This is a genomic window from Mesorhizobium sp. WSM4837 (assembly GCF_055811435.1).
In genome coordinates this window covers 1-26,576 of sequence record NZ_JBVVQE010000077.1, presented here as the reverse complement: position 1 = coordinate 26,576, position 26,576 = coordinate 1, and the positions used below count along the sequence as shown (strand labels likewise).

The following is a 26,576-nucleotide window of genomic DNA, read 5'->3' as shown; positions in this document are numbered from 1 at the left end:
CCTGACATAAACGCGATCCTGGCTGGCAAATAGATCGGGCGTGGATTGTTCCAGGCCCGATCAAATCAGCGCTCGGGCAGTTCAGGCCCTCGGTATCCCCGGCAGGGGGGCGACCAACTCGTCGTCCGCCCCGTCTGCCTCCTCGAACAGACCGGCCCCGTCAGCATCCGTTTCCCGCGGCCGCGTCGAGACCAGATCCTTCAGAGAGCCACCGGCGCCGGCGATGCCGGCTTCCTTCAGGAGCGCGTCGATCAGAGACTTGTTGCCGGTGAACTTCAGCAACTGATCGGCCAGATCGCCCGGGCCCGAACGCCCGCCTTCGCCGCCCGAGCGACCGCCCGAAAATCCCGCCGTGTCGAACACGCGGATGCTATCGATACGGCTCGCCGGCTCCATCAGCGCCTTTAATGCTTCCGGCAGCATGGTGATCCGCGCCTGCGTCAGTTCAAGCTGGATCAGCCGGTCGGAGAGCAGGTTACGCGCTTCGTTCGTCGCGCGGATGGTCGCGGCCTCCGCCTCGCCTTCCGCGATCACGCCTTCGGCGCGGACCTTCATCGCTTCCGCCGCCGCGCGGGCTTCTACCAGCGCCGCCTCGGCGCGGTCTTCCGCCGCTGCCTTTTCGGCGCTCGCGCCAACTGTCACCGACACAGCCTCAGATTCCGCCGCTTCCTGTGCTTGCAGAACGGCGATCTGCCTGGCACGGTCGGCGATTTCGCGTTCGCGCGCCGTCTGCACCTTTTCTTCAGCCGCAACCGTCAGCGCCTCGGCCTCGCGGGCCTTGGCTTCAGCCTGGCTGGTTTCCTGGCTCTTCTTGGCGATGGCCACCGCCATATTCTGGCGCGACAATTCAACCTCGCGCTCAGAGTTGATGCGCGCCTCTTCCTTGGCGCGCTGCGCTTCCGCCGCATGCTCGGCGATCTCGCGTTCGCGCGCGATCTGGGCGGCCTGTTCGGCGAGCTTCGCCGCTTCCTCGGCCTTGGCCATTTCGGAGCGGGTGGAGGCCTGCTTGGAGACTACGTCGCGCTCCTGCTCCAGCCGCGCCTCTTCCTCTTGCCGCTTCAACGCGTACTTTTCGCGCGAGGCGTTCAGGTCCTGCTCGGCAATCGCCACTTCGGTCTTCCGCGTCACCTCGTTGCGCTCCTTGCGGCGCTGTTCGGTGATGGTTGCCAGCTTGGCCAAACCGACGGCGTCGAAGGCGTTGGTTTCGTTGAAGAACTCACGCGGCGTCTGGTCGAGGCCCGTCAACGACACCGATTCCAGCTCCAGCCCGTTCGAGCGCAGATCGGTCTCGACTGCGTCCTGCACCGCCTTAACGAAGTCCGAGCGATTCTCATGCAGCTGATCGAGCGTGTTGCGCGCGGCGACGGAGCGCAGCGCGTCGACCAGCTTGGCTTCCACCAGATCCTGGATTGCCTTCGGGTCGTTGACACGGTCGCCCAGTGTCTGCGCAGCGAGGCCGATGCCGTCATCCGTGCCGTCGACGCGTACGTAAAACTCGGCACGGATGTCGACGCGCATGCGGTCAGAGGTGATGAAGGCGTCCTCGCGGCGGCGGTCGACCACCAGCTTGACGGTGTTGAGCTTGACCTTCGCCAGCGCATGCAAGATGGGCAGGATCAGCGCGCCGCCGTCTTTGACCACTCTGCGGCCGCCGACGCCGGTACGCACGAAGGCCTCGTCACGTTCGGCGCGCTGGTAGAGCCGCCCGAGCACAAAGCCGATCACCGCGATCACGAAGAGAACGATGCCGACCCAGATCAGAAATTGAACCATATTGTCCATAACTTGCCCCCAGATTTGAAAGTGTTTGATGTTCAGCTTTGCCCAAAGCTCTGGCTAGATGTGCTCCTCGAACGGCACTACCAGCCAGACACGACCAGGTCCCTCGGCGGCTTTCACCACCACGACTAAGCCGCCTTTCTCGATTTTCATTCCCGCGTCTGCGGGCCGCGCCCGCAGCGTATGCAATTCGCCATGCTCATCGCGCACTCGGATCGAGCCGGGCCGACCGTCGTCCAGCGGCCCGAGCGTGACCGTGCCGCGACGCCCGACCAGATGATCGTGGTTGACGGCGTAGCTCTCGTCCTGCGGCAGGAGATGAGCGATCCAGCCGCCGGTGATCTTCGTGACCATCACCGCCGCCGGCGCCGCGCCAAAAGCGTAGCTCCACGCCGGCAAGGCCGGGAAGATCTGCCACAGCATGATGCCGACCATGCCGAACGTGACCAGCAGAAGCAGTATCAGGATGGCGAAGGGTACCCGACCGAAATTCAACCAATCGAATACGTCGCCCAGATGTGTGGCGTCGAGGAGGTGGTCGACCGCGCCGTCTTCGCCGCTACCATGGTCAAAATGCCCGGCTCCAACAAAGAACAGGACGATCTGCAGGACACCCAGCAACATCCCTGCCAGCAATGGATAGAGATAGAGCGCCGGCGCGTGGAGAATTTCTGCCATCGGCGCTACTTCTTACCCTTGAGTTCGCTGCGCAGAGCCGCCAGCCGGTCGTCAATGCGGCGCTGGCGCCCAAATTCTTCGAGTTCGACAAGATCGTTGTCGCGCGGCTTGCCAGCGGGCAGGTCGGTCAGCCGCGCCACGCTGGAAAGCGCGGCCGCAATGCGATCCTCCGGTGCGGGTTTGCGGAACCCGCCGCCAGCGTTGCCTGCCGTGCCCGGGTTCTGCGCCTCGCGGGCGCGACGCGCTATCTTCACCCGCTCCTCGGAATCGCGGCGGGCCGCACTTGCGGCGCTCAGCGCGCCTCGCGCTTCGTCAATGCGCACATCAACATCTTGGATCAGCTTGTCGATAGAGGCGGCCTGCGCGTCGATGTCGTCCTGACGGCCAATACCGGCCCGTGCGAGGTCTTCGCGGCCCTCTTGCAGGGCGACACGGATATTCTGGTCCAGCCCCTCGCGTTCCTCGGTCAGGTCGTCCTTCTGCAGGGTGTAGCGCTTGCGCTCGGCGATAAGCGCTGCGAGGTTGGATTTCAACTCGTCGGCGGCCTTGTCGATCTCGCGGATCGCTTGTTCGGCCACCGCCTCGGGAGCCTTCTTCTCAAGGCCGTCGATCACGGTTGCGACTAGGCCGGCGGCGAGGCGCGAAACGCGCCCGGAAATGGATTCGGTCTGCATGGCTTCGATCTCCCTGTGTTGCATGTCCGCCGACAGCGGAACGGTGAGCAGATAGGCCCCGTTATCCCGTACGAGATGGGAAAGTTGCGCCTTCTCCTGGCTATCGGAGTAGCCGGTGGCCAGGAATCCCGCGATCACACGCCCCTCAACGGTAGAAATCGAAACCTTGTCGACGCCCTTGAAGGACATGAGCTTGTCGTCGAGCGGCAGCCGGTCGGGCGACCAGGCGCCGGAGGCGTATTCGCGAATGCCATTGGTCACCAGTCGCGCCGGCAGGCCCGTCTCGGCGCGGATCGCTTCATAGGCGAGCTTCTGGAGTTCAAACGTGTTGGTGCGTTGGTTAGAGGCGGTGCGATCCAGGATGTCGTGCATGACGGCATAGGCCGCGAAAGTCATGTCGATGGCGCGTTCGCCAGCGCGGCTCAGGATCAGCTTGTATTGCGCGATCTTCATATGATTCTCCCCTCAATCACCTAACAAGTGATTGAGGGGATTTCAAGTGACAATCACCAAAAACGTGATTTAGTGATAGGAGCGTTACACGTGTGTTGTTTGGTAACCGCAGGTGTTGGCCAGTAGACAACGTCTGGCGCTGCGCGCTCCCTGAGGTATTCGGCCCGGTCGGCTGATTCCACCCAAGCAGTCGCACAACTTATAGTTGCAATCGCCAAATTTCCCCCACTGCTTATTCCGCCGCTACCAGCCTTGTTTCCGCCGTCGATGAGACCCCGCCGGCTCGATTGTCCTCGGTAGCTTCCCACCAGTCGCCCAAGGCGTCGATGAGCGGCACAAGCTTGAGACCCGCTGCGGTGAGATCATAGTCGACGCGTAGCGGATAGCCGGCATGCGCCGTTCGCCGCACGATCCCGGCTTCCTCCAGCTTGCGCAGTTCCAGCGCCAGAATGCGGTGCGACACGGTCGGGTTGTCACGCCTCAGGTCGCTGAAGCGCTTGGTCCCGTCCTTCAGATAGTAGAGCAGCAAGGTCGGCCAGCGACCGCTGAGCACACGCATGGCCTCTTCGATCGGGCAGCTTGAGACGACATCTTTCATGGCGGATCCTGGTTACAAAATAGTGCGTAATTTACATGGGGCGACCAGCGTTTAGGGTCAAGCTTCGCTGCGCAGCGTGATCCCTGAACATGGAAGAGACAAAGAAATGGAACCTATCCTCCTTTACGGCGTCCCGGCGGGAAGTTCGATGGGGCTCGTCGCTGCTTTTGAACGCCTCGGACAGCCCTACCGCCTGTGCCGCGTCGACATGCTCACCGAAATGAAGAACGATGCCTATGCCCGCATCAACGGCCGCCAGGAAACGCCGGTGATGATCACCGACAAAGGCAGAGTGCTCACCGAGACCATGGCGATTGCCGCTTGGCTCGAAGCCCGCGACACGCAACGTCGCATCAGCTTCGACCCGCGCTCGCCGGAAGCCGACCGGATGCATCAGCTGATGGCTTTCGTGAACACCGGTTTCACCGCCGCTTTCACCCCGCTCTGGGCTGCCTATGAAATGGAATCGGCCGAACCGGCCCTGCTGGCGACCTTGCGTGACTTCGGCCGCCAGGCCGTTGCCGAACGCCACGACCGGCTTGAGGCGATGATCGGCGACACCGACTTTCTGGTCGGCGACCGCCTGACGTTGGCCGATACCACGTTGATCGGCGTGGCACGTTGGGCGGAGTTCCACCAGGCGGTCGACGGCGCCGCCTATCCCAGGCTGGCAGCGCTGCGCCGTCGGATCGAAAGCAATCCGGACGTGCGATACGCGCAGGCCATCGAGGACGGCGAAACGCCGGCGGGTTCGGTTGCCTGCCTTGGCCACGTTCCGCTGGCCGAGGTGATTGAACGATTTGGTGTCTAGCACACGCCAGCGGCGCGGCACGAACACGGCCTGTGCCGCGCCGCGCATGCTCAATCCCACCCGATTCGCGACAAGCACATCGAATTCGGCTATCATGCCATCGCTCTTGAAGTGGCAGCTACGGGCGGCCATCCTGGCGGTGGCCGCCCCCTGAATACGGGAGAATGGGTATGGCCAGCTTTCATGTCATGTCGGACGCGCGTGGGATGCACGTGCAGCCCAGGGTGCGCCGCATCACCACGGCGGACCTGATCGATGTGCTGCGGCTCGGCGTCGAGGATTTTTGGGCAAAGCCATCGCATTACGTCTTCCTGTGCCTGATCTATCCCGTGGTAGGATTGATCCTGGCGCAGTGGACGACATCCGGCGCCTACGCCATCCAGCTGCTTTACCCGCTGATGTCCGGCTTCGCCCTGCTTGGACCGTTCGCCGCGATCGGCCTGTACGAGATCAGCCGCCGCCGCGAGCTCGGCATGGACACGTCCTGGTGGCACGCGCTCGAGGTGCGCCACTCGCCGGCGCTGCCGGCGATCGCGGTCATCGGCATCATGCTGGTGGTACTGTTCCTGATCTGGCTGTTCACCGCGCAATCGATCTACACCAGCCTGTTCGGCGCTCAGCCGCCGGCCTCGATCGGTGGCTTTGTGCGCGAGGTGCTGACAACGCCCAAAGGCTGGACGCTGATCCTGCTCGGCAATGCGGCTGGCTTCGTCTTCGCCGCGATCGTGCTGGCGACGACCGTCGTCGCTTTCCCGCTGCTGCTCGACCGTGATGTCGGCGCGGTCTCGGCGATCGAGACCTCGGCACGGGCGGTGATGATAAACCCGCTGCAGATGGCCCTGTGGGGCCTGATGGTCGCCGTGCTGCTGGTCATCGGCTCGATCCCGCTGTTTGCCGGGCTCGCCGTCGTCATGCCCGTGCTTGGCCATGCGACCTGGCATCTCTATCGCAGGCTGGTCGAACCGGAGCGGGCGCAGCCGGACCGGCGGCCGATGTAGGCTGAAGCGGCGTTAACAGCGGAAGAATGCAGCGGCCCAAACAAAGCTGTTCGGTCGCGAGCCTTCGCCCCCCTCTGTCCTGCCCCCTTGCCACAACTTGGCATCTCCCCACGAGGGGGAGATCGGCAGCTTCTGCGCCTCGCCTCTTCTGCGGCGTTGGAGATTGGCGAAAGCCGTGCCGACATCCGATCTCCCCCCTTGTGGGGGAGATGTCCGGCAGGACAGAGGGGGGCGCTGTTCCGCCAGCCTGTCATTTCCGGGCGCTTGCGCCCCCTTCAGCCGACCCCACCCCCTTCAGCCGACGATGCGCAGGTTCGACAATTCGTTGGCGATTTCCCTGAAATTGTCCGACAGCGTCGCCCCGGTCGCGTTCCAGAACAGCTTGGCCGGCTTGGTCGGATCGGTGGGATCCTTGCGGAAGCGCGAGTCCGAGGAGCAGGCCTTCAGCGCGTCGAGTGCTTTCTTGTCACCGGCATCGGTGGTCGACAGGTCGAGCGCAACGGTCATGACGAGAACGTTCGATTTCTTCGCGTTGCCGCAAAGGGTCTGCATCTGCTCGTCCAGCGCGGCGGTGTAGTTGGCGCCCGTGTAGGTCGTCTTGCCGATGTCGGTGCTTGTGTTCATGAACAGCCGCGTCACGCTTCCAGACCCCGGATATGTCAGGCCGGTGTAACCGTAAGCGGCATAGGTCGACCTGTTATTGGCGTAGCCGCTGTCGCTGACGGCGCTGTAGGTATTGGCGCCGTCGGTCAGCACGATGACCACTTTGTCGTTGCCTCTTTCAGTGTTCGGCCGGCCCGCAGTGAAAGGTTCGTTGCTCGACACCGTCCGCCAGCCCCAGGCAAGGCCTTCCGGCACGTTGGTGTTGCCGTTCGGCGCCATGGCGTCGATGGCGTTGTCGATCTCCTCTTTCTGGGCAAGCTGAGTCACGTCTTTGAGCGGCGTGATCGGGTTGGTCGTGCAGGGACGAATTTGGGCCGTCGCCCGAGGCAGCCGACTTCGAGCCGTAAGGCTTGACCAGGAAATATTTGCGCATGTCCGACTGCCGCTGCGAAGCGGTTGGGCTGTCGGTGTAAGGCCAGTCGGCCCACCAGTTGTTGCCGTAACCATAGTTCAGATAGATCACGTCGTTAGCGCCGTCGCGGTTGAAATCGAGCCAGAGCGTGCCGGCCTCGTCGGGCGCAAACATCGGCACGAACAGCGTGGCAGGTGTGGCGGTATCAGGCGTCGTGTCGTCGTTGTTATACGGGTGCGGCCTCGCCTCCACGCAACCCTGCCAACTCGCATAGCGGCTGGTGGTGTAGATATATTCCGGGGTGGGCCGCTGCTGCAGTTACCTTTCTTGTTATAGGTGTCGCAGATATACTGTTTCGTGTTAGGCACTTCTTCGCGGCCGGACTCGACGGTGATGTCGGCGTAGAGGCTGAAGCGGGTCAGTGGCTGATCCTCGGTGTCGCCCCAGCCGGTGCCGCGTTTGTACCAGACGCCGTTGAGCTTCTCGGCGTATCTGTCCGGATCGTTGGCGGCGGTCATCTTCGTCCAGTCGAAATCCTCATGCTGGATCGGGGAGATGCCATCCTGGTCCATCCAGCTGTCCTGGTCATGGGTGGGACCGACATTGACCGAAGCAGCGAACGGCACCAGGGAGAACTGCACCGGTTTGCTGACCTGCTTCAGCCTGAAACCAGGGGAATCCTGAAAAATGTGAAAGCTGGTGACAGGGTCAAGTGCTTCGGTTAATGCGAACCTGCCGCGGTGGACCCCTGCCGCGGTGGACGTCGGCGGCGACGCTCGCAACCATCATGATTTGGGAAACGATATGGCGGACTCGCCCGATATCATCGGCTCGCTCGCGGATTTGTCGGGAGCCTATTGTGCCATCCTGTGCGACGTCTGGGGTGTGGTCCACAATGGCGAACGGCATTTTCCGGCCGCGGCTCTGGCGCTGGGCACCGCGCGCGAGGCGAAGATACCTGTCGTGCTGATCACCAATTCGCCGCGGCGCAGCGCCGATGTGGTGGCGCAGATGAATGCGATCGGCGTTCCCTCTGCGGCCTATGACCGCGTCGTCACCTCCGGTGACGTGACCCGCGACCTGATCATGGAGGGGCCGCGAAAGATCTTCCATATAGGCGCCGATCGCGATTTCACGCTCTATGACGGGCTTGATGTCGAGCTGGTCGAGGAGTTCGAGGCGTCGGGCGTGGTCTGCACCGGGCTGTTCGACGACGAGGTCGAGAAGCCGGAGGACTACGCCGATCTTCTGCGGCGGCTGCGCGCCAGGAACCTGCCCTTCATCTGCGCCAATCCCGATATCGTGGTCGAGCGCGGCGAGCGGATGATCTGGTGCGCCGGGGCCTTGGCCCGCGACTATGCCCAGCTCGGCGGGCGCACGCTGATCGCCGGAAAACCTTATGCCCCGGTCTATGACGTCGCGATGAAGGAGATCGCCGACCTGCTCGGCCGCCCGGTCGAGCGCTCGGACGTGCTGGCTATCGGCGACGGCATGATGACCGACATCAAGGGCGCTGCCGACAATGGCTTCGACGTGCTCTACGTGTCGGGCGGCATCCATGCCCGCGACTACGGCGATCCGCTACAACCGGATCCGGCCAGGCTGATCGCCTTTCTGGAAAGGCATGGCTACCGGCCGGTCGCGGTCATTCCGAGACTGCAGTAGGCTCGCTCGATGACGGAAGCCTCGAAATGACGCAAGCCCCGAAATGACGGAAGCCTTCGAACGCGTTTCTGCCATCTCGCCGCTGCCTGCCCATTTGCGGGGTGGCGTGGTGGCGATCGGCAATTTCGACGGTGTGCACCGCGGCCACCAGGCCGTGCTGGAACGCGCGCTGGCCGAGGCCCGCCGGCGCGGCGCGCCGGCGCTGGTGCTGACCTTCGAGCCGCATCCGAGAAAGGTGTTCCGGCCCGAGATTCCGCTGTTCGTGCTGACACCGCCGCCGATGAAGGCACGGCTGCTGTCGCATCTGGGCTTTGCCGCACTCGTCGAGCAGCCGTTCACGCGCGCCTTCGCCGCACTGTCGGCGGAAGCGTTCGTGACCGACGTGCTCGACAGCAATCTCGGCATCATTCACGCCGTGACCGGCTTCGACTTCCACTTCGGCAAGGACAGGCAAGGCGGCCCGGCCTATCTGATGGCGGCCGGCGAACGCCACGGCTTCGGCGTCACCCTGGTTGACGCCTTTCGCGACGAAGGCGCCGAAGTGGTGTCGTCGAGCCGAATCCGCGCGCTGCTGTGCGAAGGCGCGGTGGCCGAGGCCGCCGGCCTGCTCGGCTACCGCTTCACGGTCGAGAGCGAGGTGATCGGCGGCCAGCAGCTTGGCCGGACGCTCGGCTTTCCAACCGCCAATATGAGGCTTTCGCCGGAAGCCACTCTGAAGGAAGGGATTTATTCCGTCCGCTTCCGCTGTGCCGACGGTACGCTTCATGATGGCGTCGCCAGCTTCGGCCGCCGCCCGACCGTCGACGACAACGGCGCGCCGCTTCTGGAAACCTTCGTCTTCGACTTCTCCGGCGATCTCTACGGCGAGCTATGCGCGGTGTCCTTCTTCGGTTTCCTGCGCGCCGAGGTGAAGTTCGACGGGCTCGACGCGCTGGTCGCGCAGATGAAACGCGACGAGGCCGAGGCGAGGGCGCTGCTTGCCGGCGTCAGCCCGCTGTCCGAGCTCGACACGGCCATTGCTTTTTGAGCGAATTCGCCAGGCCGATCGCGGCGTCGCCTGACATTTGTCGTCACTTGGCATCTTGCCAATTTGGCGGGTATCGCCGAGGGTCATGCCCGTCCAGCGAGCAGCTTGCGCTGGATGCACGCCAAAAAAGTGAGTCAGCGTGTCTAGTTTAAATCAAAGTTTACTCAACCGGCGCCATGGCTCTTTGCAGGCAGGTTGTTCCCGCCGGTGTTTCGTGCGTATGGAGTGACGATGCGTTCTATCAAGGTATATCAGGTGGTCTTGGCCACCTTACTGCTGGGCGCGCCCGGTGCCGCCGAAGCCGCCGATGGCGCCTTGGGCTGGCTGTCCGGCGACTGGTATCTGACAGTCGGCGCCACCGGCCTGGTCGCCCCCGATTTCGAAGGCAGCAAGAACTATATACTCAGCGCCCAGCCGATCATCTCGCTCGGCAAGGCCGGTCCTGCGGCCCGCTTCACCTCGCGCAACGACAACATCTCGCTGGGGTTGATCGACGAAGGCGGCTTCCGCGCCGGCCTGGCCGGAAAAATCCTGTTTTCGCGCGATGGCGACGACGCCGACGAACTGAGAGGCCTCGACCCGGTGCGCTGGGGCGGCGAGGCCGGCGGCTTCTTCGAATTCTATCCTTTGGACTGGTTGCGCGCCCGCGCCGAATTGCGGCACGGCATTCGCGCCCATAACGGCTTCGTCGCCGACATCGCCGCCGACGCATTCCACGATGTGACGCCGGAGGTCAGGATTTCGGGCGGGCCGCGCGTTTCGTTCGCCACGTCGGACTATTTCGACGCCTATTACGGCGTCGACGCCGAGGAAGCCGTGGCGTCGGGCCTCAGCCGGTACCGACCGGACGGTGGCGTGAAGTCGGCGGGCCTCGGCGGCGCGGTGACCTGGAAAGTGACCGAGCCGATGACGGCCAGCCTGTTCGCCGAATATTCGCGGCTGATGGGCCCGGCGGCCGATTCCAGCCTGGTCAAGGAGCGCGGCTCAAGGGATCAGTTCACGATCGGCGTCTCGACGACCTATCGCTTCGATTTCTCGATGTGATGTCGCAGGTTGTGTATTGCGCGCAGCCGCATGGCTCAGGCGACTATGCCGTAGGCGATGCGGTTGAGTTCGTCTTCCACAAGCGTGGCACCTGCTTCCGATTGCAGGAGATCGATGGGCACTTGGGTGAGCACCCGACTTGGCTTGCGCAGCCACCGCTGCGCCTTTTCATGGTTGCCGAAACGCGATCCGCCATCGCTGAAATGCGTTCAAGTCGCAGAGCGCGGCCGGACTCGGCAATCGTACAGGGTCACATTTCGTTCCTTCCGGTGCGCTAAACTGTGAAATACAACCGTGGATGTTGGTCTTCCAATACCATCTGCCGACAAACATAGGCGCAATTGGTAAACGCTCTAGGGTAAGCATCAGAGTTCGGGCTTTTCAATGGAGCCGGCCTCGTCTAAAAGCCCGGTCATGACGCAGTTTCCTCGCGCGCTCGCGATTGCGATGCGAATTACAAGCCCGGTGTTCCGGGCGGCCTGAGCGCCGCCGGAGCCGCCGGGAATTTTGCGCGCGGCCTCTCGCGCTTTTTCCAGATCATGATAGTTCAACGCCCGGGCTCTTTTGCCGGGCAATGCATATGGCAGACCAATGACCGATACGCCGATGACCGACACTGTTGAAACGATCGACTATTCCAAGACGCTTTATCTGCCGCAGACGGATTTTCCGATGCGCGCCGGCTTGCCCGAGAAGGAGCCGCTGCTGGTCAAGCGCTGGCAGGACATGGAGCTTTACCGCAAGCTGCGCGAAAACGCCGCCGGCCGCGAAAAATACGTGCTGCACGACGGCCCGCCCTACGCCAACGGCAGCATCCATATCGGACATGCGCTGAACAAGATCCTCAAGGACGTCATCACCCGCTCGTTCCAGATGCGCGGCTACGACTCGAACTACGTGCCCGGCTGGGATTGCCACGGCCTGCCGATCGAATGGAAGATCGAGGAGCAATACCGCGCCAAGGGCAAGAACAAGGACGAGGTGCCGGTCAACGAGTTCCGCAAGGAATGCCGCGAGTTCGCCGCACACTGGATCAAGGTGCAGGGCGGCGAGTTCCAGAGGCTCGGCGTCGTCGGCGACTTCGACAATCCCTATACGACGATGGCGTTCCATGCCGAGGCGCGCATCGCCGGCGAGCTGTTGAAATTCGCCATGTCGGGCCAACTGTATCGCGGCTCGAAGCCGGTGATGTGGAGCGTTGTCGAGCGCACCGCGCTGGCCGAGGCCGAGGTCGAGTACCAGGACTACGAGAGCGATACGATCTGGGCGAAGTTTCCGGTCGTCAGCCTCGCTCGTCAGGTCACCAACGTCGAAGATGGGCAGCCAGCCTTGGATCCGAGGCTGACGCAGACGTCACTGGACTTGCTGGAGGCCGATGTCGTTATCTGGACGACCACGCCATGGACCATCCCCGGCAACCGTGCCGTCAACTATTCGCCACGCATCAACTATGGCCTCTACGAGGTCACTGCGGCCGAGAATGCTTTCGGCCCGCAGCCTGGCGAAAGGCTGATCTTTGCCGAAGCGCTGGCGGAAGAGGCTGCGACCAAAGCCAAGGTGACGATGGACCGCCTCCGTAGCATTTCGGCCGAAGAGCTTGGAAGCCTTACGCTTTCTCATCCCTTCAAAGGTTTGAATGGCGGCTATGAATTCGACGTCCCAATGCTCGCCGGCGAGCATGTCACCGACGAAGCCGGTACCGGTTTCGTCCACACGGCGCCGGGCCATGGCCGCGAGGATTTTGACGCCTGGATGGACGCTGCGTCAGATCTTCGCCAGCGCGGCATCGACACAGCGATCCCGTTCACCGTCGACGATGCCGGCTTCTTCACCAAGGATGCGCCAGGCTTCGGCGCGGACCGCGAGGGCGGTGCGGCGCGCGTCATCGACGACAACGGCAAGAAGGGCAATGCCAACCAGGCGGTCATCGACGAGCTGATCAAGCGCAATGCGCTGTTCGCGCGCGGGCGGCTGAAGCATTCCTATCCGCATTCGTGGCGGTCGAAGAAGCCGATCATCTTCCGCAACACGCCGCAATGGTTCGTCTTTATGGACAAGGAGCTCGGCGACGGCACGACGCTGCGCAGCCGTGCCCTGAAGGCGATCGACGACACCCGCTTCGTGCCGGCTGCCGGCCAGAATCGCATCCGCGCCATGATCGAGGAGCGCCCCGATTGGGTGCTGTCGCGCCAGCGCGCCTGGGGCGTGCCGATCGCCGTCTTCGCCGATGGCGACGGCAACGTCCTGCGCGACGAGGCGGTCAACCAGCGCATCATCGACGCCTTCGAGAAGGAAGGCGCGGACGCCTGGTTTGCGGCCGGCGCCAAGGAGCGTTTCCTCGGCAATCACGATGCCTCGAAATGGCAGCAGGTGATGGACATCCTCGACGTCTGGTTCGATTCCGGCTCGACCCATGTCTTCACCCTGGAGAATCGTCCGGATCTGAAATGGCCGGCCGACGTCTATCTCGAAGGTTCCGACCAGCATCGCGGCTGGTTCCACTCCTCGCTGCTCGAAAGCTGCGGCACCAGGGGCAGGGCGCCTTACGACATCGTCGTTACCCATGGTTTCACCATGGACGAGGAGGGGCGGAAAATGTCGAAGTCGCTCGGCAATACCGTCGTGCCGCAGGACGTTATCAAACAGTCGGGCGCCGATATCCTGCGGCTATGGGTGGTGACCACCGACTACTGGGAGGACCAGCGGCTCGGCAAGAACGTGCTGCAGACCAACATCGACGCCTATCGCAAGCTGCGCAACACCATCCGCTGGATGCTGGGCACGCTTGCCCATGACGATGGCGAGGACGTGCCGCTGGACAGGATGCCGGAGCTGGAGCGGCTGATGCTGCACCGGCTTGCCGAACTCGATGAGGTCGTGCGCACGGGCTACGACGCCTTCGAGTTCAAGCGCATCACCCGCACGCTGCTCGATTTCATGGTGGTCGAGCTGTCGGCCTTCTATTTCGACGTCCGCAAGGACGCGCTCTATTGCGAGGCGCCGTCCAGCATAAAGCGCAAGGCGTCCGTGCAGGTGGTACGCCAACTGTTCGACTGCCTGGTGAAATGGCTGGCGCCGATGCTGCCCTTCACCATGGAGGAGGCCTGGCTCGACCGTCACCCGGACGCCGTCTCGGTGCATCTCGACCAGTTTCCGCCAATCCCGGCCGACTGGAAGAACGAGGCGCTGGCGGAAAAATGGCGCAAGGTGCGGCAGGTTCGCCGCGTCATCACCGGCGCGCTGGAAATCGCGCGCGCCCAGAAGGTCATCGGCTCGTCTCTGGAAGCGGTGCCGGTCGTCACGCTCGATGATGCGGCGCTCGAAGCGGCGATATCGGATGTCGACATGGCCGAAATGGCGATCACCAGCGATCTGGTCATTGCGCATGGCAACGCGCCTTCCGGCGCCTTCACTCTGGACGACGTCAAGGGCGTCGCCGTGGTGGTCGAGAAGGCCGAGGACCGCGGCCTGCTCAAATGCGCGCGCTCATGGCGCTACACGGCCGATGTCGGGCAGGACAAGCAATTCCCCGAGGTTTCGGCGCGGGACGCGGCGGTGCTGCATGAATTGAAGGCGCTTGGTCGTATATAAGGCGGTGCACAAATGCCGCGGCGGGCGGCTGATCGGCCTCGGCTCGTTGCCCTTAACGAGTGGTTGAGATAAACACGCGAAACTCCGGACGACAAATTGTCGCCGGATTTCCGTCGGAAGAGCATAGGCGATGGGGACCGGACCTTTGGCCGGCGGCGATCGAGAGGCTGTCTAGAGTGGGACTTTTTGGCATGACCGAAAGAACTTGCGCGCGCGTTGCGCTGCTGGCGCCGCTTGTCGCATCCGGCCTGGCCCTGTCCGGCTGCATGGGCTCGCCGACCTACGGGACCGACAAGACCGCCTCCGCCCAGCTTGCCGGCGATCTCACCAGCGCTTTTTCAGTCATGCCGAAGAACAAGGAAAAGATCGACTACAAGCCGCGCCCCGAATTGGTGAAGCCGGCGCCGGGCCAGAAGCAACTGCCGCCGCCGCAGGACAGCGCCACGGCAAGCGCCGATTGGCCGGAATCGCCCGAGCAGCGCCGCGCTCGCCTGCGCGCCGAGGCCACGCTCAACCAGGACGATCCGTCCTACCAGGCGCAGATCGTCGATGACGTCCAGACGGATCCAACCGCGATCAAGGCTGCGATGAAGGACTCGGGTTCCAGTCATCCGCCGGCCTGGAAGCCGGCGGATTCGGACAAGGGCCGCGCCGCCGAAGTCAAGCGCCGCCTTGCCGAACAAAAGCAGGGCGACCCGAACACCCGCCGATATCTGAGCGAGCCGCCGGTGCAGTATCGCGCCGCTTCCGCAACCGCGCCGGTCGATGACCTCGGCGAGGACGAGTACAAGAAAGCACGCCGCCTCAAGCGGGAAGCGGCCGCCAAGAACAAGAGCGGCGGCATGTTCGACTGGCTGCCGTGGTAAGCTGCCGGCGCTAAGAATCCTGCGACGTTAGGGTTCGCGTCGCTCCCTGAAAAAATCCTTCAGCAGCAGGGCTGCGTCGCTCTCGGCCATGCCTGGATAGGTGTCCGGTGCATGGTGGCAGGTCGGTGAGGCGAAGAAGCGCACGCCGTTGACCACAGCGCCGCCCTTCTCGTCGGCGGCGCCGAAATAAAGCCGGCGCAGCCTGGCGAAGGAAATGGCGCCGGCGCACATGGCGCAGGGCTCCAGCGTCACATAGAGATCGTGGCCGGTGAGCCGCTCGCTCGACAGCTTGCGGCAGGCTTCGCGGATCGCCAGCATCTCGGCATGGGCGGTAGGGTCGGCAAGCTCGCGGGTGCGGTTGCCGGCACTGGCAACGACCGTATCGCCGCTGGCGATGACCGCGCCGACCGGCACTTCGCCGCGCAGGACGGCGGCTTCGGCCTCCTTCAGTGCCAGCGCCATGAAATCCGGCCGCTTCAAGCGGTTTCCATTCCGATTATCTCCTCGCTACTCCGGCGTGATCCTGTTATCTAGCGCATGATCCCGAAAACCGAAATCGGTTTTCGGAAGGGATCATGCACCAAATCAAAGTCCTACAGCGTCCTTTGCGCGTCCGTACGGACGCGCGGCGCTGTAGTGCAAACGAGCAAAGCTACATGGACGACAAAAACAAGAAATTCCCGCGCAAGAACGGCTCGAAACCATCGGGCCCGCGTGGTCGCGATGCCGCTGCTGGCAAAGGCGGCAAGCCATCCTTCGGCGCGAAAAAACCTTACGCGCCGCGCGGTGACCGCCCAATGGCGGCTGACGGCGAGCGGCCGAAGCGCGACTTCAAGAGTGGCGATAGGCCGTTCAGCAAAGGACCACGGCCCGACGGCAAGCCCTATGAAAAGCGCGAGGGGCCGCGCAAGCCATACGCCCCGCGCGGCGACCGCCCGATGGCGGCTGACGGCGAGCGGCCGAAGCGTGACTTCAAAAGCGGCGACCGGCCGTTCAGCAAGGGGCCGCGTCCGGAAGGCAAGCCTTACGAGAAGCGCGAAGGGCCGCGAAAACCGTACGCGCCGCGCGGCGACCGGCCAATGGCGGCTGACGGCGAGCGGCCGAAGCGCGACTTCAAAAGCGGCGACCGGCCGTTCAGCAAGGGGCCGCGTCCGGAAGGCAAGCCTTATGAAAAGCGCGAGGGGCCGCGCAAGCCATACGCGCCGCGCGGCGACCGGCCGGCGGCTGCCGAAGGCGAGCGCAGCGAAAGGCGCTTCGACCGTCCCAAGGGAGACTTCAGCGATCGCCCAAAACGCGACTTCGGCGATCGGCCCAAGCGCGATTTTGCCGGCGCTCGGCCCCAAGGGGCATCGGGCGGCTTCAAGCCGCGCCCGCGTCCCGCCGAAGCGACGGAAGAGGCTGGTGAGCGCATTGCCAAGCGGCTGGCCCGCGCCGGTCTTGCCTCGCGTCGCGATGCCGAGGAACTGATCGCGGCCGGCCGCGTCAAGGTTAATGGAAGGGTGCTGTCCTCGCCGGCCTTCAATGTGATGCCTGGCGACATCATCCATCTCGACGGCATGGAGATCCCGCCGATCGAGCGCACCCGGCTGTTCCTGTTCCACAAGCCGGCCGGCGTCGTTACCACCAATCGTGATCCCGAGGGCCGCAAGACCGTCTTCGACGTGCTGCCGGCCGACCTGCCGCGGCTGATGACCATCGGCCGGCTCGATATCAACACCGAAGGCCTGCTGCTGCTCACCAATGACGGCGGGCTGGCGCGCGTGCTCGAACTGCCGGCGACCGGCTGGCTCAGGCGCTACCGCGTGCGCGTCCACGGCAAGGTCGAGGAAAGTGCGCTCGCCGGCTTGCGCGAAGGCATCGCCGTCGACGGCGTCTTCTATGGCGCCATCGAGGCGACGCTCGACCGCGAGCAAGGCACCAACGCCTGGCTGACGCTTGGCCTGCGCGAAGGCAAGAACCGCGAGGTCAGGAACATACTGGGCTCGCTTGGCCTCGACGTAACGCGACTGATCCGCATTTCCTACGGACCGTTCCAACTCGACGACCTGCCCGAGGGCCATGTGCTGGAGATCAAGGGCCGGGTGCTGCGCGACCAGCTCGGCGAACGCCTGGTCGAGGAGTCCGGCGCCAATTTCGACGCTGACATCACCAAGCCGTTTTCCAACAGGCCGGTGCGGCGCGAAGCGGTGCGCGAAGAGGAACCTGAGCGGCCGAAATTCACCCGCGATGGCGAACGCCGTCCGATCGGCGAAGGCGGATTGATCAAGAACCGCAAGCGCCGCGAAGGCAGCCGCGACGAGGCGCTGGGCAAGCTGTCGACAAGTCCCGGCAGAAGCTTCGGGACGGAAAAGAGCTTTGCTGCGCGTGGCCCCAAATCTGAACGTAGCGGGCCCGAACGCGGCGGCTTTGCCGATCGCGGCCCCAAATCTGAACGTAGCGGGCCGGGCGGCTTCGGCGGCAAACCGGGCGGCGGGAAAAAGTCCGAACGCGAGCAGCGCCCGATCGAGCCGCCGGGCCAGCGCAAGGCCAATGTCTGGATGGCGCCAGGCGCGCGGCCGATCGGCAAGGGCAGGGCGGACGCCGATGCCGCCAGGGTGGCCGAAGCCAAGGAACGCAAGGCCTCGTTCAAGCCGTCTTATGGCAAGCCCGCCCATGGAGGGGGAAAGCCCGGAGGCGCAAAGCCGTTCGGCAAGCCGCGTGGCGAACGCCCAAATGATGGCGGCAAAGGCGGCGACCGGCCGCGCAGCGGCCCCAAGGGATCCAGGGGAGGCAATGCGGATCGTCGGCGGTGAGTTTCGCGGGCGTCCGCTGGCGACGCCCCGCTCAAGCGCCATCCGCCCGACCACCGACCGCACCCGCGAGGCTGTCTTCAACGTGCTTGCGCATCGTTTCCCCGATAGGCTGGTCGGCGCGCGGGTGCTCGACCTGTTCGCCGGCACCGGCGCGTTCGGCCTCGAGGCGCTGTCGCGCGGCGCATCTTATGGCGTCTTCATCGAAGAATCGGCGGAAGGGCGCGGCCTGATCCGCACCAATGTCGAGGCCTTCAGCCTCACCGGGCGTACCAAGATATTCCGTCGCGACGCTACGGCTCTCGGCGAGGCGGGCACGATGGCCGCGTTCGGCCTGGTGTTCGCCGACCCGCCCTATGGCAAGGGCCTGGGCGAGCGTGCCTTGCGCTCGGCCAAGGCCGGCGGCTGGCTCGCCCCCGGCGCGCTCTGCGTCGTCGAGGAGGCGGCAGCGGCGCCGTTCGAGGCAGGGCCGGGCTTTTCGGTTGTCGACGAGCGCAGCTATGGCGAGACGGTTATCCGCTTCATCGAGGTTGGATGAAGGGAGCGCAGCGCCTTCAAAATGACGAACAAATCAATTTGCCTGTGGCAACACCCCCGCCTATCGTCCCACCCCATGACAACCGGAGTCATTGATGACATCTCAGGCTGATTGGCTGCGCGGTACGCTTTTTGCGCTGGCTCTTGTGATGACCGGGCCGGTTCTGGCCGACAACAAGCCGGACGACGGCAAGGTGACGAATTTCCTGCTCGACAACGGCATGGAGGTCGTTGTCATCCCCGATCGCCGCGCGCCGATCGTCACTCATATGGTGTGGTACAAGTTCGGCAGCGCCGATGAGCCGCCGGGCAAGTCCGGCATCGCCCATTTCTTCGAGCATCTGATGTTCAAGGCGACGACCAACCATGCGGCCGGCGCGTTCGACCGCGCCGTCTCCGCCATCGGCGGTTCGAACAACGCTTTCACCTCCTATGACTACACCGCCTTTTACGAGACGGTGGTGCCGCAGGCGCTCGAGCAGATGATGGATTTCGAGGCCGATCGCATGCGCAACCTCATCCTCAACGACGACGTCATCGCCACCGAGCGCGACGTCATCCTCGAGGAACGCCGCTCGCGCATCGACAGCAATCCGCAGGCAGTGCTCGGCGAGGAGGTCGACGCCACGCTCTGGCAGAACCAGCCCTATCGCATTCCGGTGATCGGCTGGATGCAGGAGATGGAAAAGCTGAACCGCGCCGACGCCAAGGCTTTCTACGACAAATATTATACGCCCAACAACGCCGTGCTGGTGGTGGCCGGCGACGTCGAGCCGCAGGCGGTCAAGGCGCTGGCCGAAAAGACCTATGGCAAGGTCGCGCGTGGTCCAGACCTGCCGCCGCGCATCCGTCCGGTCGAACCCGAACAGAACACCAGGCGCACGGTGACGCTCGCTGACGCGCGTGTCAGCGTGCCGAATTTTTCGACGCAATGGGTGGTTCCCTCCTATCACACTGCGAAGCCGGGCGAAGCGGAAGCGCTGGACCTGCTGGCGGAGATCCTCGGCGGCGGCAGCCGCAGCCGGCTGTACCAGCAGCTTGTCGTCAAGCAAGGCATTGCCGCCGAGGCCGGCGCCTTTTTCCAAGGCACCATGCTCGACGCCACCAACTTCACCGTCTATGGCGCGCCGCGCGGCGACGCCAAGCTGGCCGATGTCCAGGCGGCGGTCGAGGCCGAGGTCGCCCGCATCGCCAGCGAGGGCGTCACATCGGGCGAGCTGGAGAAGGCCAAGGATCGTTTCGTCCGCTCGATGATCTTTGCCCGCGACAAGCAGGATTCGATGGCCAACATCTACGGCGCGACGCTCGCCACCGGCGGCAACGTCAGGGATGTAGAGGAATGGCCGGGCCGCATCCGCAAGGTCACCGCCGACGAAGTCAGGCAGGTTGCGGCGCGCTATCTCAATCTCAACCATTCGACATCAGGCTATCTCTTGCCGCAGACACAGGCAGGGAATTGATGTGATGACGAGCTTGAGCGTTTGCGCTGCCCCTCACCTGCCTGCCGGCATCCTCTCCCCGTATAGTGACGGGGAGAGGGGCGCTGTCATCGACGGTTTCGCCAATCACCAGCGTTCGGAAGAAGGGCGCGGGCATTGCGGCCAGCCCCTTCTCCCCGTCACTATACGGGGAGAAGTGCCCGGCAGGGCGATGAGGGGCGGCGCTGACTCCGACAGCTATTCGTCTCGAAAATCAGTCGGAAGCTACCATTTATCCGAAGCGATTGCGCCGAAGCGTGTTGCCACCCCTTTAGTTACCCTGCTCCTCTCCCTCGTCTTCCTCGTCCTGCCGGCGCTTTCCGCTCGTGCGGCCATGAGCATCCAGGAGGTGACGTCGTCAAAGGGCATCACCGCCTGGCTGGTGGAGGACTATTCCGTGCCGCTCGTCGCCATCCGCTTCGCCTTCGACGGCGGCACGACGCAGGATCCCGCTGGAAAGGTGGGCCTTGCCAATCTGATGAGCGGCCTGTTCGACGAGGGCGCCGGCAATCTCGACAGCGAGTCCTTCCAGATCAAGCTCGACGACGTCGGCGCCGAGATGAGCTTCGAAGCGGCGCGCGACGGCATCTATGGCTCGATGCGCATGCTTGCCGAGCAGCGCGACGCGGCGTTCGACCTGTTGCGGCTGGCGGTCACCGAGCCGCGTTTCGACCAGGCGCCAATCGACCGCATTCGCGCGCAAGTGCTGTCCGGCATCATCGCCAACGAGCTTGACCCGGACACACTCGCCCAGCGCAAATGGCTGGAGGCACTATACGGCACCCATCCCTATGCGCGGCCCGAAGAGGGCACCAGGCAAAGCATCGCCACCATCACGCCGGACAATCTCATCGCCTTTCACAAGGCGAATTTCGCTCGTGATGGCCTGCATGTGGCGGTGGTCGGTGCCATCGATGCCGAGACGTTGAAGAAAAAGCTCGATATGGTCTTCGGCGGCCTGCCGCAGCATCAGGCGCTCGCGCCCGTCGCCGATGTCGATCCGAAACTCAACCAGCAGCTCGAGGTCAATTACGACCAGCCCCAGACGTCGCTGCAACTCGCCTATCCCGGCGTCGAGCGGAGTGCGCCGGATTTCTTCGCCGCAGTTCTGATGAACGAGATCCTCGGCGGCAGCGCCTTCACCTCGCGGCTGTTCGAAGAGGTGCGTGAAAAACGCGGCCTGGCCTACAGCGTCAGTTCCGACCTGGTCGACCACCAGCACGCCGACGCCCTGGCCATCACCACGGCGACCCGCGCGGACCGGGCGGCCGAGACTTTGGCTGTGGTGCGCGAGGTGGTGAAGCGCATGGCCCAGGAAGGGCCGACCGAAGCGGAACTGGCGGCGACCAAGAAATACTTGATCGGCGCCTACGCCATCAACAATCTGAACTCCTCCGGCGCCATCGCCGCGACGCTGCTCGAGCTGCAGCTCGACAAGCTCGGCAGCGACTATATGCAGCGCCGCGCCGCCCTCATCGACGCGGTGACGCTGGATCAGGTCAAGGCGGCGGCGAAAAAGCTGCTTTCCGCCGAGCCGGCCATCATGGTCGTCGGGCCGAAGCACGGCGAGGCCAAGGAGGAATGAGCCCAAATGGGGGGCAGGGGATGAGCCCGAGCTTCGGCATCGCCTTCGGCGGCGGCGGCGCGCGCGGGCTGGCGCATATCCATGTCATCGAGGTGCTGGACGAGCTGGGTATAAGGCCGGTCGCCATATCAGGCTCATCGATCGGCGCCATCATGGGCGCCGGCATGGCTTCGGGCATGGCCGGCAGCGACATTCACCACTACATGCGCTCGATCCTCGGCCGCCGCGCCGAGGTGGCGGCGCGCATGTGGCGGGCGCGGCCAGGCACCTTTGCCGAGGCGCTGCAGGGCGGGCTGGGTGTCACCCAGTTCAATGTCGAGCGCATCCTCAAGGCATTCATGCCCGACGCCATACCCGAAAGCTTCGCCGATCTGAAAATACCGCTGAAGGTGACGGCCACGGATTTCTTCGGCCATAAGCTCGCCGTGCTGAGCGACGGCGACCTGCATTCAGCGCTTGCCGCCTCGGCGGCTATTCCCGCGGTATTTCGCCCGGTGATGCGCGACGGCAGGCTGCTGATCGACGGCGGCATCTACAATCCGGTGCCGTTCGACCTGATCGAGGACGACGCCGACATCATCATCGCCGTCGACGTCGTTGGCGCGCCGGCCAAAGGCGGGCGCAAATACCCGACCTCCGTCGACCTGATGTTCGGTGCCACGCAATTGATGATGCAGTCGATCATCGCCGCCAAGCTGAGGCAATGCCAGCCGGACATACTGGTCAGGCCGGCGGTGTCGAAATACCGCGTGCTCGATTTCATGAAAATCGACGCCTTGATGGCCGAAACGGCTGATATCAAAGACGAGCTGAAGCGGGAGATCGAGAAGGCGGTGGAGATGCGGGCCAAGGTCGACACGAGCAGGCGCACCAAGCAGGTGGGGGGCGTGGCGCGGAAAGCCTGATGCTCGGTTGCCTCATCGAAACAAGCGCAAGCGCTGAACATTAGAAACGCACTGACTGCCAAGCCAGAACTGATCAAGACCATCCGCGGCGTTGGATACCTGTATCCAAAGCGGTGAACGAGTGTGGTTCAGGGACCAGGCTGCCAGGCGGGCGGAACGATCTGCATGACGAGGCGCATCAGATCGGCCTGGCGGGAGGCGCCGGTCTTCTGGAAGATATTGTCGAGATGGGTCTTGGCGGTCGCGTTGGCAATGTGAAGGCTGGCGGCGGTCTCGGCCAAGGTGTGCCCGGCGACAAGGCTGGCGAGCACGCGGGTTTCGGCCAGCGTAAGCCCAAAGGCTCTCGCCAGCATTCCGGCGGCGTCATGCTCGTCCGGTGCATTGCCGATGAACACCGCGGCTACCGCCGCGGGTTCCATGTCGGCGCGCAGGTCGCCGCCGGCCATCGGCAGCACGCGGGCGAAGACGGGCGGCAGGCCGGATTCGCTGAGGAGGACGGCAAGCCCTGTCTTGCCGATGCTGACCTCATCCTGAGCCGCAAGCATGATGGCGCTGTGAAGTTCCCTGGAAGCCGACGGGATCTTCGCTTGCAGAATGCCCCGGACATCCTGGATCGGGCCGCCGCTCCGCAGCATGTGCTTGGCCGAGCGGTTGGCGTGCAGGACGGCGCCACGTTCATTGGTGAGGACCACGGCGCATGTGAGCGCATCGAGTGCCTCGGCCATTCCTGCGCGCTCGACAGTGCCGATGTCCAGCATGTTGCTGATTATCACCGAACGGCGCACATGCGGCTGCAACAGTCTGCCAAGCTTGATTTCGCGCTCGGTGATAATGCCTTGCCGCTTATGCCGAGCAACGGCGAAGCCGGCAAGGCGGGTAGGGGTGTGGATCAGGAAGAACGACATGACGTCGACCAGGCCTTGCGGCTTCAGGCACTCCTGAAAATACCGGGAGGTCTCCAGGTAGGTTTGAGGGATATGGCGTGAGACCACATGCGGCATATCGAGCGAAGGCCATGTCGAGAGATCCTCGAGCAGCCGGGCGTGGATCTCGGGGATATATTTCGCCTGTTGCTCCAGCCAGTACGGCTCTATGCCCACGGTCCTGTAGATCAGCAGCCGGTCGTTGGCGAGGTCGTCAAGCTGCAGGACCGCAGTCTGGGCGTCGAGCGCATCCCTGATTCCGGCAAGCGCGTGCTCCCATCGCTCCGGGTCGAGTGCGCAATCGTAGATCGAGCCGATCAGCTTCGACAGCTCATGATGCGACAATGCCTTGGCCATCGACGGCCCCCTCGCATGTCGACAGCGCGTCCGATGCGGGCGGAAAGCCGCGCCCTCTCACAGGTGCTCTCGCTTCTCCAACTTTAGCGATCGCTTAAATTCCGATTATCTCCCCCAAACAGGGGATGCGCAAGCACCCGGGCGGTGAAATACTCTCGCCCCAGAAGATAAGGTCACACTTAACTGTGACAACCAGTGGGTTCAGCGCGTTCTCGGCTCGCGGACCTTCGCCACTGTGATGCAGCCGGGGGGACTAATCCAGAATTCTGCCTGCGTGCGCCGATTATCACGGCGCGACCGTCTATTGCTGAAACCTTGAGCCGGGCTCGACCCGGACAATTCGGAATGGAGCAGCATTATGTACAAGTACATTGCTTTTGCAGCACTTTGCATCGCGGCGATGCCCGCGCATGCCGGCGAGCTTGGAGCCATGAAGGCCGAAAGCATCGATCTCGCCGGTTTCCTTGGTGTCGTCTATTACACGCCGCAGGAGGACGGCTATCGGGTGGTCACCACGATCGCGCAGGGCGAGGCTGGCTTGCCCGTGCGTTTCGTGGCGACACTGACCGAGAACCAGATAGTCGCGGTCTCCGTGCCGGGCAAGCTGGGAGAGTCGGACCAGATCATCGAGATATCGCGTGTCGGCGGCAAGCTCGTCGTCAGTCCGCAGGCTATAGACGGAATCGTGGTATCTTCCCCGAAGCTCGCCGTTGACTGATCCAAGGTCGAGTGAGGCGATCCAAGGTTGGTGATTCAGAGGCGGGTGCCTTGCGGCGGCGCTGGATGAGCCTGCAACGTCGGCGACAGACGACGTCTGCATGGCTCGTCCTGTGTGTTGTCGTCTTTACCGTCGGCGCCGGCTTCGGCGCCCAGGCTGAGCTGGCCCCGGGCAAGTTCTACGAAATTGTCGGCGGCAAGGTCGATGCGCGGACCTATAACGGCTTCCGTCGCTATCATGGCAGCTGCAATCACTGCCATGGTCCCGACGGCATGGGCTCGACCTTCGCCTCGGCCCTTGTCGACCGGCTGCCCGATCTCGAGGTCTTTCGGCGCAACGTTCGCGACGGTGTGCGCAGCGGCCCTTCGGTGATGAAGGGCTTCGCCGACGACCCCAACGTCGCTCCTTACATCGACGACATCTACGCCTACCTGCAGGCCCGCGCCGACGGTGCGCTTGGCCGAGGACGGCCTGAGCGGCTTGAACGCTAGAGCGGCTGGCTGCTGATCGCAGGTTGCCGGCTTCACCAGACGACGGTGAGACGATTGTCGTCCGCGAGCGCCACATGCGTGCCGAAAGATGAGCACTCGCGCTCAAGCATGGCTGCGAGCCAGGCGGCATCTTCGCGCAGGGCGCGGTTTAGCCGGAACCTGGCGAGCTGGAACGGCACCAGCTCGAGCGAAACAAGCGTACCGTCCGGTATGGCGAGCCGCGGCAGGTACATCAGCGCAAGCTCACCACGAAACGTTTCATTGCCGGTGATTCCCTCATAGTCGGTGAGGAAGTCGCCGCATCCGTAGAGGATCAACCGGCCGTGATGGATTTCGATCGGCTTGGGATGGTGGGAGGAGTGCCCATGCACGACATCGAAACCTGCAACATCGATGAGAGCATGGGCAAGTGCGCGGTCTTCCGCCGGAACCTGGTAGCCCCAGTTGCCGCCCCAGTGGATCGAGGCCACCGCGAGGTCGCCAGGCTGTTTTATGGCTTGCACGGATCGGGCGATCTGCTCGAGCGACCGGGCCGAGAGATCCGCCAGCAAATTGATGCCTGGCTTGTAAGCTCCGGCTGCCCATGAAGTTGGAACGCCGCTCGACTCGAGCGCGAAGCCGAAGACCAGCACGCGGCCCCCGCCGGCCGGTTCAATGACGGCAGGCGCCGCCGCCTCGTCGGCGTCAAGCCCTGCCCCGGCATAGGCGAGGCCGGCAAGCCGCAGCGTATCGAGGGTCTCGACGAGGCCAGGCTCATCCCAGTCGAGCACATGGTTGTTGGCGAGCACGCAGCAGTTTATCCGTGCCGCCGCCAGGCAGCCGATGTTTGCCGGGTTCATCTTGTAATTGATCCCCTTGGGCGCCAAGGACAGGCTGGTGGTGATGCTGGTCTCGAGATTGATGATCCGCGCATCGGGCGCTTCACGACCCAATTCGTTAAGCGCATCGCCCCAGACATACGCCTCGTCGACCTTTCTCGGGATCGGGCCATTGACGCGTTCGGCAAGCTCGACATAGGTCGTCGCCGATTTGACAAAGCGCTCGCCAAGGTGCGGATTGCCGGGACTGGCGAGGACCTGATCGATGCCGCGCCCGAGCATCACGTCGCCGCACAGGAACAGCTTTGCGCTGCTTCGGACGGACCGTTCAGATCCTGCGGCGGCGTTGTTCGCGATCTGCGGCATCGCTCTCGAATCTCCTGCGTGCCAACACCCGGTGACCCCAAGGGGTTCCCAGCCAATTTGCGCGGATCGCATCGCGCGCCGCGAGATCAACCTGTTCGTCGACCACAGCCAGATCGTTCGGCTCGAGGCGCATCGCTCCGGCATCTGGGGAACCAAGAGCACCTGGGGGCGGATTCAGAATATCGGGTGAGGGGGCTGAGCGGCCTCGTTCCAGCTTGGGTTCCTCGCCCCCACGAAAGTGGGGAGAGGTGGCTCGGCGAAGCCGAGACGGAGAGGGGACTGCGCCTGCAAAGAAAGACCCCTCTCCGGGGGCGGCGGGGGCCCCCCCCCCCCCCCCCCGCGCCGGGGGGGGGGCCCCCCGGGAGGGGCCGGCGGCGCCGGGGGGGCGGGGGGGGGGGGGGGCGCCCGCG

The 26,576-nt window shown here is 64.1% G+C and carries 23 protein-coding genes and 1 pseudogene; 14 read left to right on the top strand and 10 right to left on the bottom strand.

Annotated features, from left to right (window positions below; translation table 11 throughout):
* Positions 1-81: 81 nt before the first annotated feature.
* The 4 genes from AC0L3D_RS30670 to AC0L3D_RS30655 all read right to left on the bottom strand — a co-directional run bounded on the left by AC0L3D_RS30670 (position 82) and on the right by AC0L3D_RS30655 (position 4,182).
* Positions 82-1,782 carry a flotillin family protein gene (locus AC0L3D_RS30670; RefSeq protein ID WP_473646858.1) on the bottom strand — a complete coding sequence of 567 codons (1,701 nt, stop codon included), beginning with the start codon at positions 1,780-1,782 and terminating at the stop codon, positions 82-84.
* Positions 1,783-1,836: 54 nt separating this feature from the next.
* Positions 1,837-2,457 carry an OB-fold-containig protein gene (locus AC0L3D_RS30665; RefSeq protein ID WP_473646856.1) on the bottom strand — a complete coding sequence of 207 codons (621 nt, stop codon included), beginning with the start codon at positions 2,455-2,457 and terminating at the stop codon, positions 1,837-1,839.
* Between the two features lie 5 nt (positions 2,458-2,462).
* Positions 2,463-3,584: a PspA/IM30 family protein gene (locus AC0L3D_RS30660; protein ID WP_473646854.1), complete on the bottom strand. Its 1,122-nt coding sequence runs from the start codon at positions 3,582-3,584 to the stop codon at positions 2,463-2,465.
* 232 nt (positions 3,585-3,816) lie between these two features.
* Complete coding sequence (locus AC0L3D_RS30655; RefSeq protein WP_473646853.1) at positions 3,817-4,182, bottom strand: winged helix-turn-helix transcriptional regulator; 366 nt, start codon at positions 4,180-4,182, stop codon at positions 3,817-3,819.
* A gap of 106 nt (positions 4,183-4,288) precedes the next feature.
* On the opposite strand from AC0L3D_RS30655, the gene AC0L3D_RS30650 reads away from it, so the two are divergent.
* A complete protein-coding gene (locus tag AC0L3D_RS30650) occupies positions 4,289-4,993 on the top strand; it encodes a glutathione S-transferase family protein (RefSeq protein WP_473646851.1) in 705 nt (234 codons plus the stop codon).
* Between the two features lie 170 nt (positions 4,994-5,163).
* On the top strand, positions 5,164-5,991 hold the full coding sequence (locus AC0L3D_RS30645) for a DUF2189 domain-containing protein (protein WP_473646850.1): 828 nt from the start codon (positions 5,164-5,166) through the stop codon (positions 5,989-5,991).
* A gap of 294 nt (positions 5,992-6,285) precedes the next feature.
* Here AC0L3D_RS30645 and AC0L3D_RS30640 read toward each other — a convergent pair.
* Positions 6,286-7,671, bottom strand: a pseudogene (locus AC0L3D_RS30640) (hypothetical protein); the annotation flags it as partial.
* A 139-nt stretch (positions 7,672-7,810) separates the two neighbouring features.
* Here AC0L3D_RS30640 and AC0L3D_RS30635 point away from each other — a divergent pair.
* The 3 genes from AC0L3D_RS30635 (at position 7,811) to AC0L3D_RS30625 (ending at position 10,742) form a co-directional block, all read left to right on the top strand.
* On the top strand, positions 7,811-8,671 hold the full coding sequence (locus tag AC0L3D_RS30635; protein WP_023802261.1) for a TIGR01459 family HAD-type hydrolase: 861 nt from the start codon (positions 7,811-7,813) through the stop codon (positions 8,669-8,671).
* A 43-nt stretch (positions 8,672-8,714) separates the two neighbouring features.
* Entirely contained in the window at positions 8,715-9,698 is a 984-nt protein-coding gene (locus AC0L3D_RS30630; protein WP_473646849.1) for a bifunctional riboflavin kinase/FAD synthetase, read from the top strand.
* 231 nt (positions 9,699-9,929) lie between these two features.
* Positions 9,930-10,742: a MipA/OmpV family protein gene (locus AC0L3D_RS30625; protein WP_473646847.1), complete on the top strand. Its 813-nt coding sequence runs from the start codon at positions 9,930-9,932 to the stop codon at positions 10,740-10,742.
* A gap of 35 nt (positions 10,743-10,777) precedes the next feature.
* On the opposite strand, the gene AC0L3D_RS30620 is transcribed toward AC0L3D_RS30625, so the two are convergent.
* Positions 10,778-10,864, bottom strand: a complete 87-nt coding sequence (locus AC0L3D_RS30620; RefSeq protein ID WP_473646864.1) for an antitoxin Xre/MbcA/ParS toxin-binding domain-containing protein — start codon at positions 10,862-10,864, stop codon at positions 10,778-10,780.
* A gap of 243 nt (positions 10,865-11,107) precedes the next feature.
* Positions 11,108-11,293, bottom strand: a complete 186-nt coding sequence (locus tag AC0L3D_RS30615) for a hypothetical protein (protein ID WP_473628809.1) — start codon at positions 11,291-11,293, stop codon at positions 11,108-11,110.
* Between the two features lie 55 nt (positions 11,294-11,348).
* On the opposite strand from AC0L3D_RS30615, the gene ileS reads away from it, so the two are divergent.
* Both ileS and AC0L3D_RS30605 read left to right on the top strand, forming a co-directional pair.
* Positions 11,349-14,333 (top strand): isoleucine--tRNA ligase, encoded by a 2,985-nt coding sequence (gene ileS / locus AC0L3D_RS30610; protein ID WP_473628811.1) that lies wholly within the window; start codon positions 11,349-11,351, stop codon positions 14,331-14,333.
* 191 nt (positions 14,334-14,524) lie between these two features.
* Entirely contained in the window at positions 14,525-15,199 is a 675-nt protein-coding gene (locus tag AC0L3D_RS30605; RefSeq protein WP_473628812.1) for a hypothetical protein, read from the top strand.
* Between the two features lie 27 nt (positions 15,200-15,226).
* Here AC0L3D_RS30605 and AC0L3D_RS30600 read toward each other — a convergent pair whose 3' ends face one another.
* Positions 15,227-15,679 (bottom strand): nucleoside deaminase, encoded by a 453-nt coding sequence (locus AC0L3D_RS30600; RefSeq protein ID WP_473628814.1) that lies wholly within the window; start codon positions 15,677-15,679, stop codon positions 15,227-15,229.
* 176 nt (positions 15,680-15,855) lie between these two features.
* Here AC0L3D_RS30600 and AC0L3D_RS30595 point away from each other — a divergent pair, with 176 nt between their 5' ends.
* The 5 genes from AC0L3D_RS30595 (at position 15,856) to AC0L3D_RS30575 (ending at position 22,493) form a co-directional block, all read left to right on the top strand.
* Positions 15,856-17,991 carry a pseudouridine synthase gene (locus AC0L3D_RS30595; protein WP_473646846.1) on the top strand — a complete coding sequence of 712 codons (2,136 nt, stop codon included), beginning with the start codon at positions 15,856-15,858 and terminating at the stop codon, positions 17,989-17,991.
* Positions 17,972-18,526 carry a 16S rRNA (guanine(966)-N(2))-methyltransferase RsmD gene (gene rsmD, locus AC0L3D_RS30590; RefSeq protein ID WP_023802269.1) on the top strand — a complete coding sequence of 185 codons (555 nt, stop codon included), beginning with the start codon at positions 17,972-17,974 and terminating at the stop codon, positions 18,524-18,526. The genes AC0L3D_RS30595 and rsmD overlap by 20 nt, the downstream gene beginning before the upstream one ends.
* Before the next feature lie 94 nt (positions 18,527-18,620).
* Positions 18,621-19,985: a M16 family metallopeptidase gene (locus tag AC0L3D_RS30585; RefSeq protein WP_287346899.1), complete on the top strand. Its 1,365-nt coding sequence runs from the start codon at positions 18,621-18,623 to the stop codon at positions 19,983-19,985.
* A 262-nt stretch (positions 19,986-20,247) separates the two neighbouring features.
* Positions 20,248-21,588: a M16 family metallopeptidase gene (locus AC0L3D_RS30580; protein WP_473628833.1), complete on the top strand. Its 1,341-nt coding sequence runs from the start codon at positions 20,248-20,250 to the stop codon at positions 21,586-21,588.
* A 20-nt stretch (positions 21,589-21,608) separates the two neighbouring features.
* Positions 21,609-22,493 carry a patatin-like phospholipase family protein gene (locus AC0L3D_RS30575; protein WP_023802272.1) on the top strand — a complete coding sequence of 295 codons (885 nt, stop codon included), beginning with the start codon at positions 21,609-21,611 and terminating at the stop codon, positions 22,491-22,493.
* A 128-nt stretch (positions 22,494-22,621) separates the two neighbouring features.
* Here AC0L3D_RS30575 and AC0L3D_RS30570 read toward each other — a convergent pair whose 3' ends face one another.
* The gene (locus tag AC0L3D_RS30570) at positions 22,622-23,773 is read right to left on the bottom strand and encodes a helix-turn-helix transcriptional regulator (protein WP_023802273.1); all 1,152 of its coding nucleotides are present in this window, start codon (positions 23,771-23,773) and stop codon (positions 22,622-22,624) included.
* Positions 23,774-24,131: 358 nt separating this feature from the next.
* On the opposite strand from AC0L3D_RS30570, the gene AC0L3D_RS30565 reads away from it, so the two are divergent.
* Both AC0L3D_RS30565 and AC0L3D_RS30560 read left to right on the top strand, forming a co-directional pair.
* Complete coding sequence (locus AC0L3D_RS30565; protein ID WP_023802274.1) at positions 24,132-24,491, top strand: hypothetical protein; 360 nt, start codon at positions 24,132-24,134, stop codon at positions 24,489-24,491.
* Positions 24,492-24,556: 65 nt separating this feature from the next.
* Positions 24,557-24,982 (top strand): c-type cytochrome, encoded by a 426-nt coding sequence (locus AC0L3D_RS30560; RefSeq protein WP_023802275.1) that lies wholly within the window; start codon positions 24,557-24,559, stop codon positions 24,980-24,982.
* Positions 24,983-25,014: 32 nt separating this feature from the next.
* On the opposite strand, the gene AC0L3D_RS30555 is transcribed toward AC0L3D_RS30560, so the two are convergent.
* Positions 25,015-26,166 carry a CapA family protein gene (locus tag AC0L3D_RS30555; RefSeq protein ID WP_473646844.1) on the bottom strand — a complete coding sequence of 384 codons (1,152 nt, stop codon included), beginning with the start codon at positions 26,164-26,166 and terminating at the stop codon, positions 25,015-25,017.
* Positions 26,167-26,576 lie beyond the last annotated feature (410 nt).

Excerpts from the sequence above, each read along its gene's own strand:
- AC0L3D_RS30660 (WP_473646854.1), bottom strand. The coding sequence starts at position 3,584 with ATGAAGATCGCGCAATACAAGCTGATCCTGAGCCGCGCTGGCGAACGC.
- AC0L3D_RS30665 (WP_473646856.1), bottom strand. The coding sequence starts at position 2,457 with ATGGCAGAAATTCTCCACGCGCCGGCGCTCTATCTCTATCCATTGCTG.
- AC0L3D_RS30605 (WP_473628812.1), top strand. The coding sequence starts at position 14,525 with ATGACCGAAAGAACTTGCGCGCGCGTTGCGCTGCTGGCGCCGCTTGTC.
- rsmD (WP_023802269.1), top strand. The coding sequence starts at position 17,972 with ATGCGGATCGTCGGCGGTGAGTTTCGCGGGCGTCCGCTGGCGACGCCC.
- AC0L3D_RS30650 (WP_473646851.1), top strand. The coding sequence starts at position 4,289 with ATGGAACCTATCCTCCTTTACGGCGTCCCGGCGGGAAGTTCGATGGGG.
- AC0L3D_RS30560 (WP_023802275.1), top strand. The coding sequence starts at position 24,557 with ATGAGCCTGCAACGTCGGCGACAGACGACGTCTGCATGGCTCGTCCTG.
- AC0L3D_RS30555 (WP_473646844.1), bottom strand. The coding sequence starts at position 26,166 with ATGCCGCAGATCGCGAACAACGCCGCCGCAGGATCTGAACGGTCCGTC.
- AC0L3D_RS30595 (WP_473646846.1), top strand. The coding sequence starts at position 15,856 with ATGGACGACAAAAACAAGAAATTCCCGCGCAAGAACGGCTCGAAACCA.
- ileS (WP_473628811.1), top strand. The coding sequence starts at position 11,349 with ATGACCGACACTGTTGAAACGATCGACTATTCCAAGACGCTTTATCTG.
- AC0L3D_RS30625 (WP_473646847.1), top strand. The coding sequence starts at position 9,930 with ATGCGTTCTATCAAGGTATATCAGGTGGTCTTGGCCACCTTACTGCTG.
- AC0L3D_RS30575 (WP_023802272.1), top strand. The coding sequence starts at position 21,609 with ATGAGCCCGAGCTTCGGCATCGCCTTCGGCGGCGGCGGCGCGCGCGGG.
- AC0L3D_RS30645 (WP_473646850.1), top strand. The coding sequence starts at position 5,164 with ATGGCCAGCTTTCATGTCATGTCGGACGCGCGTGGGATGCACGTGCAG.
- AC0L3D_RS30635 (WP_023802261.1), top strand. The coding sequence starts at position 7,811 with ATGGCGGACTCGCCCGATATCATCGGCTCGCTCGCGGATTTGTCGGGA.
- AC0L3D_RS30570 (WP_023802273.1), bottom strand. The coding sequence starts at position 23,773 with ATGGCCAAGGCATTGTCGCATCATGAGCTGTCGAAGCTGATCGGCTCG.
- AC0L3D_RS30670 (WP_473646858.1), bottom strand. The coding sequence starts at position 1,782 with ATGGACAATATGGTTCAATTTCTGATCTGGGTCGGCATCGTTCTCTTC.
- AC0L3D_RS30585 (WP_287346899.1), top strand. The coding sequence starts at position 18,621 with ATGACATCTCAGGCTGATTGGCTGCGCGGTACGCTTTTTGCGCTGGCT.
- AC0L3D_RS30655 (WP_473646853.1), bottom strand. The coding sequence starts at position 4,182 with ATGAAAGATGTCGTCTCAAGCTGCCCGATCGAAGAGGCCATGCGTGTG.
- AC0L3D_RS30630 (WP_473646849.1), top strand. The coding sequence starts at position 8,715 with ATGACGGAAGCCTTCGAACGCGTTTCTGCCATCTCGCCGCTGCCTGCC.
- AC0L3D_RS30565 (WP_023802274.1), top strand. The coding sequence starts at position 24,132 with ATGTACAAGTACATTGCTTTTGCAGCACTTTGCATCGCGGCGATGCCC.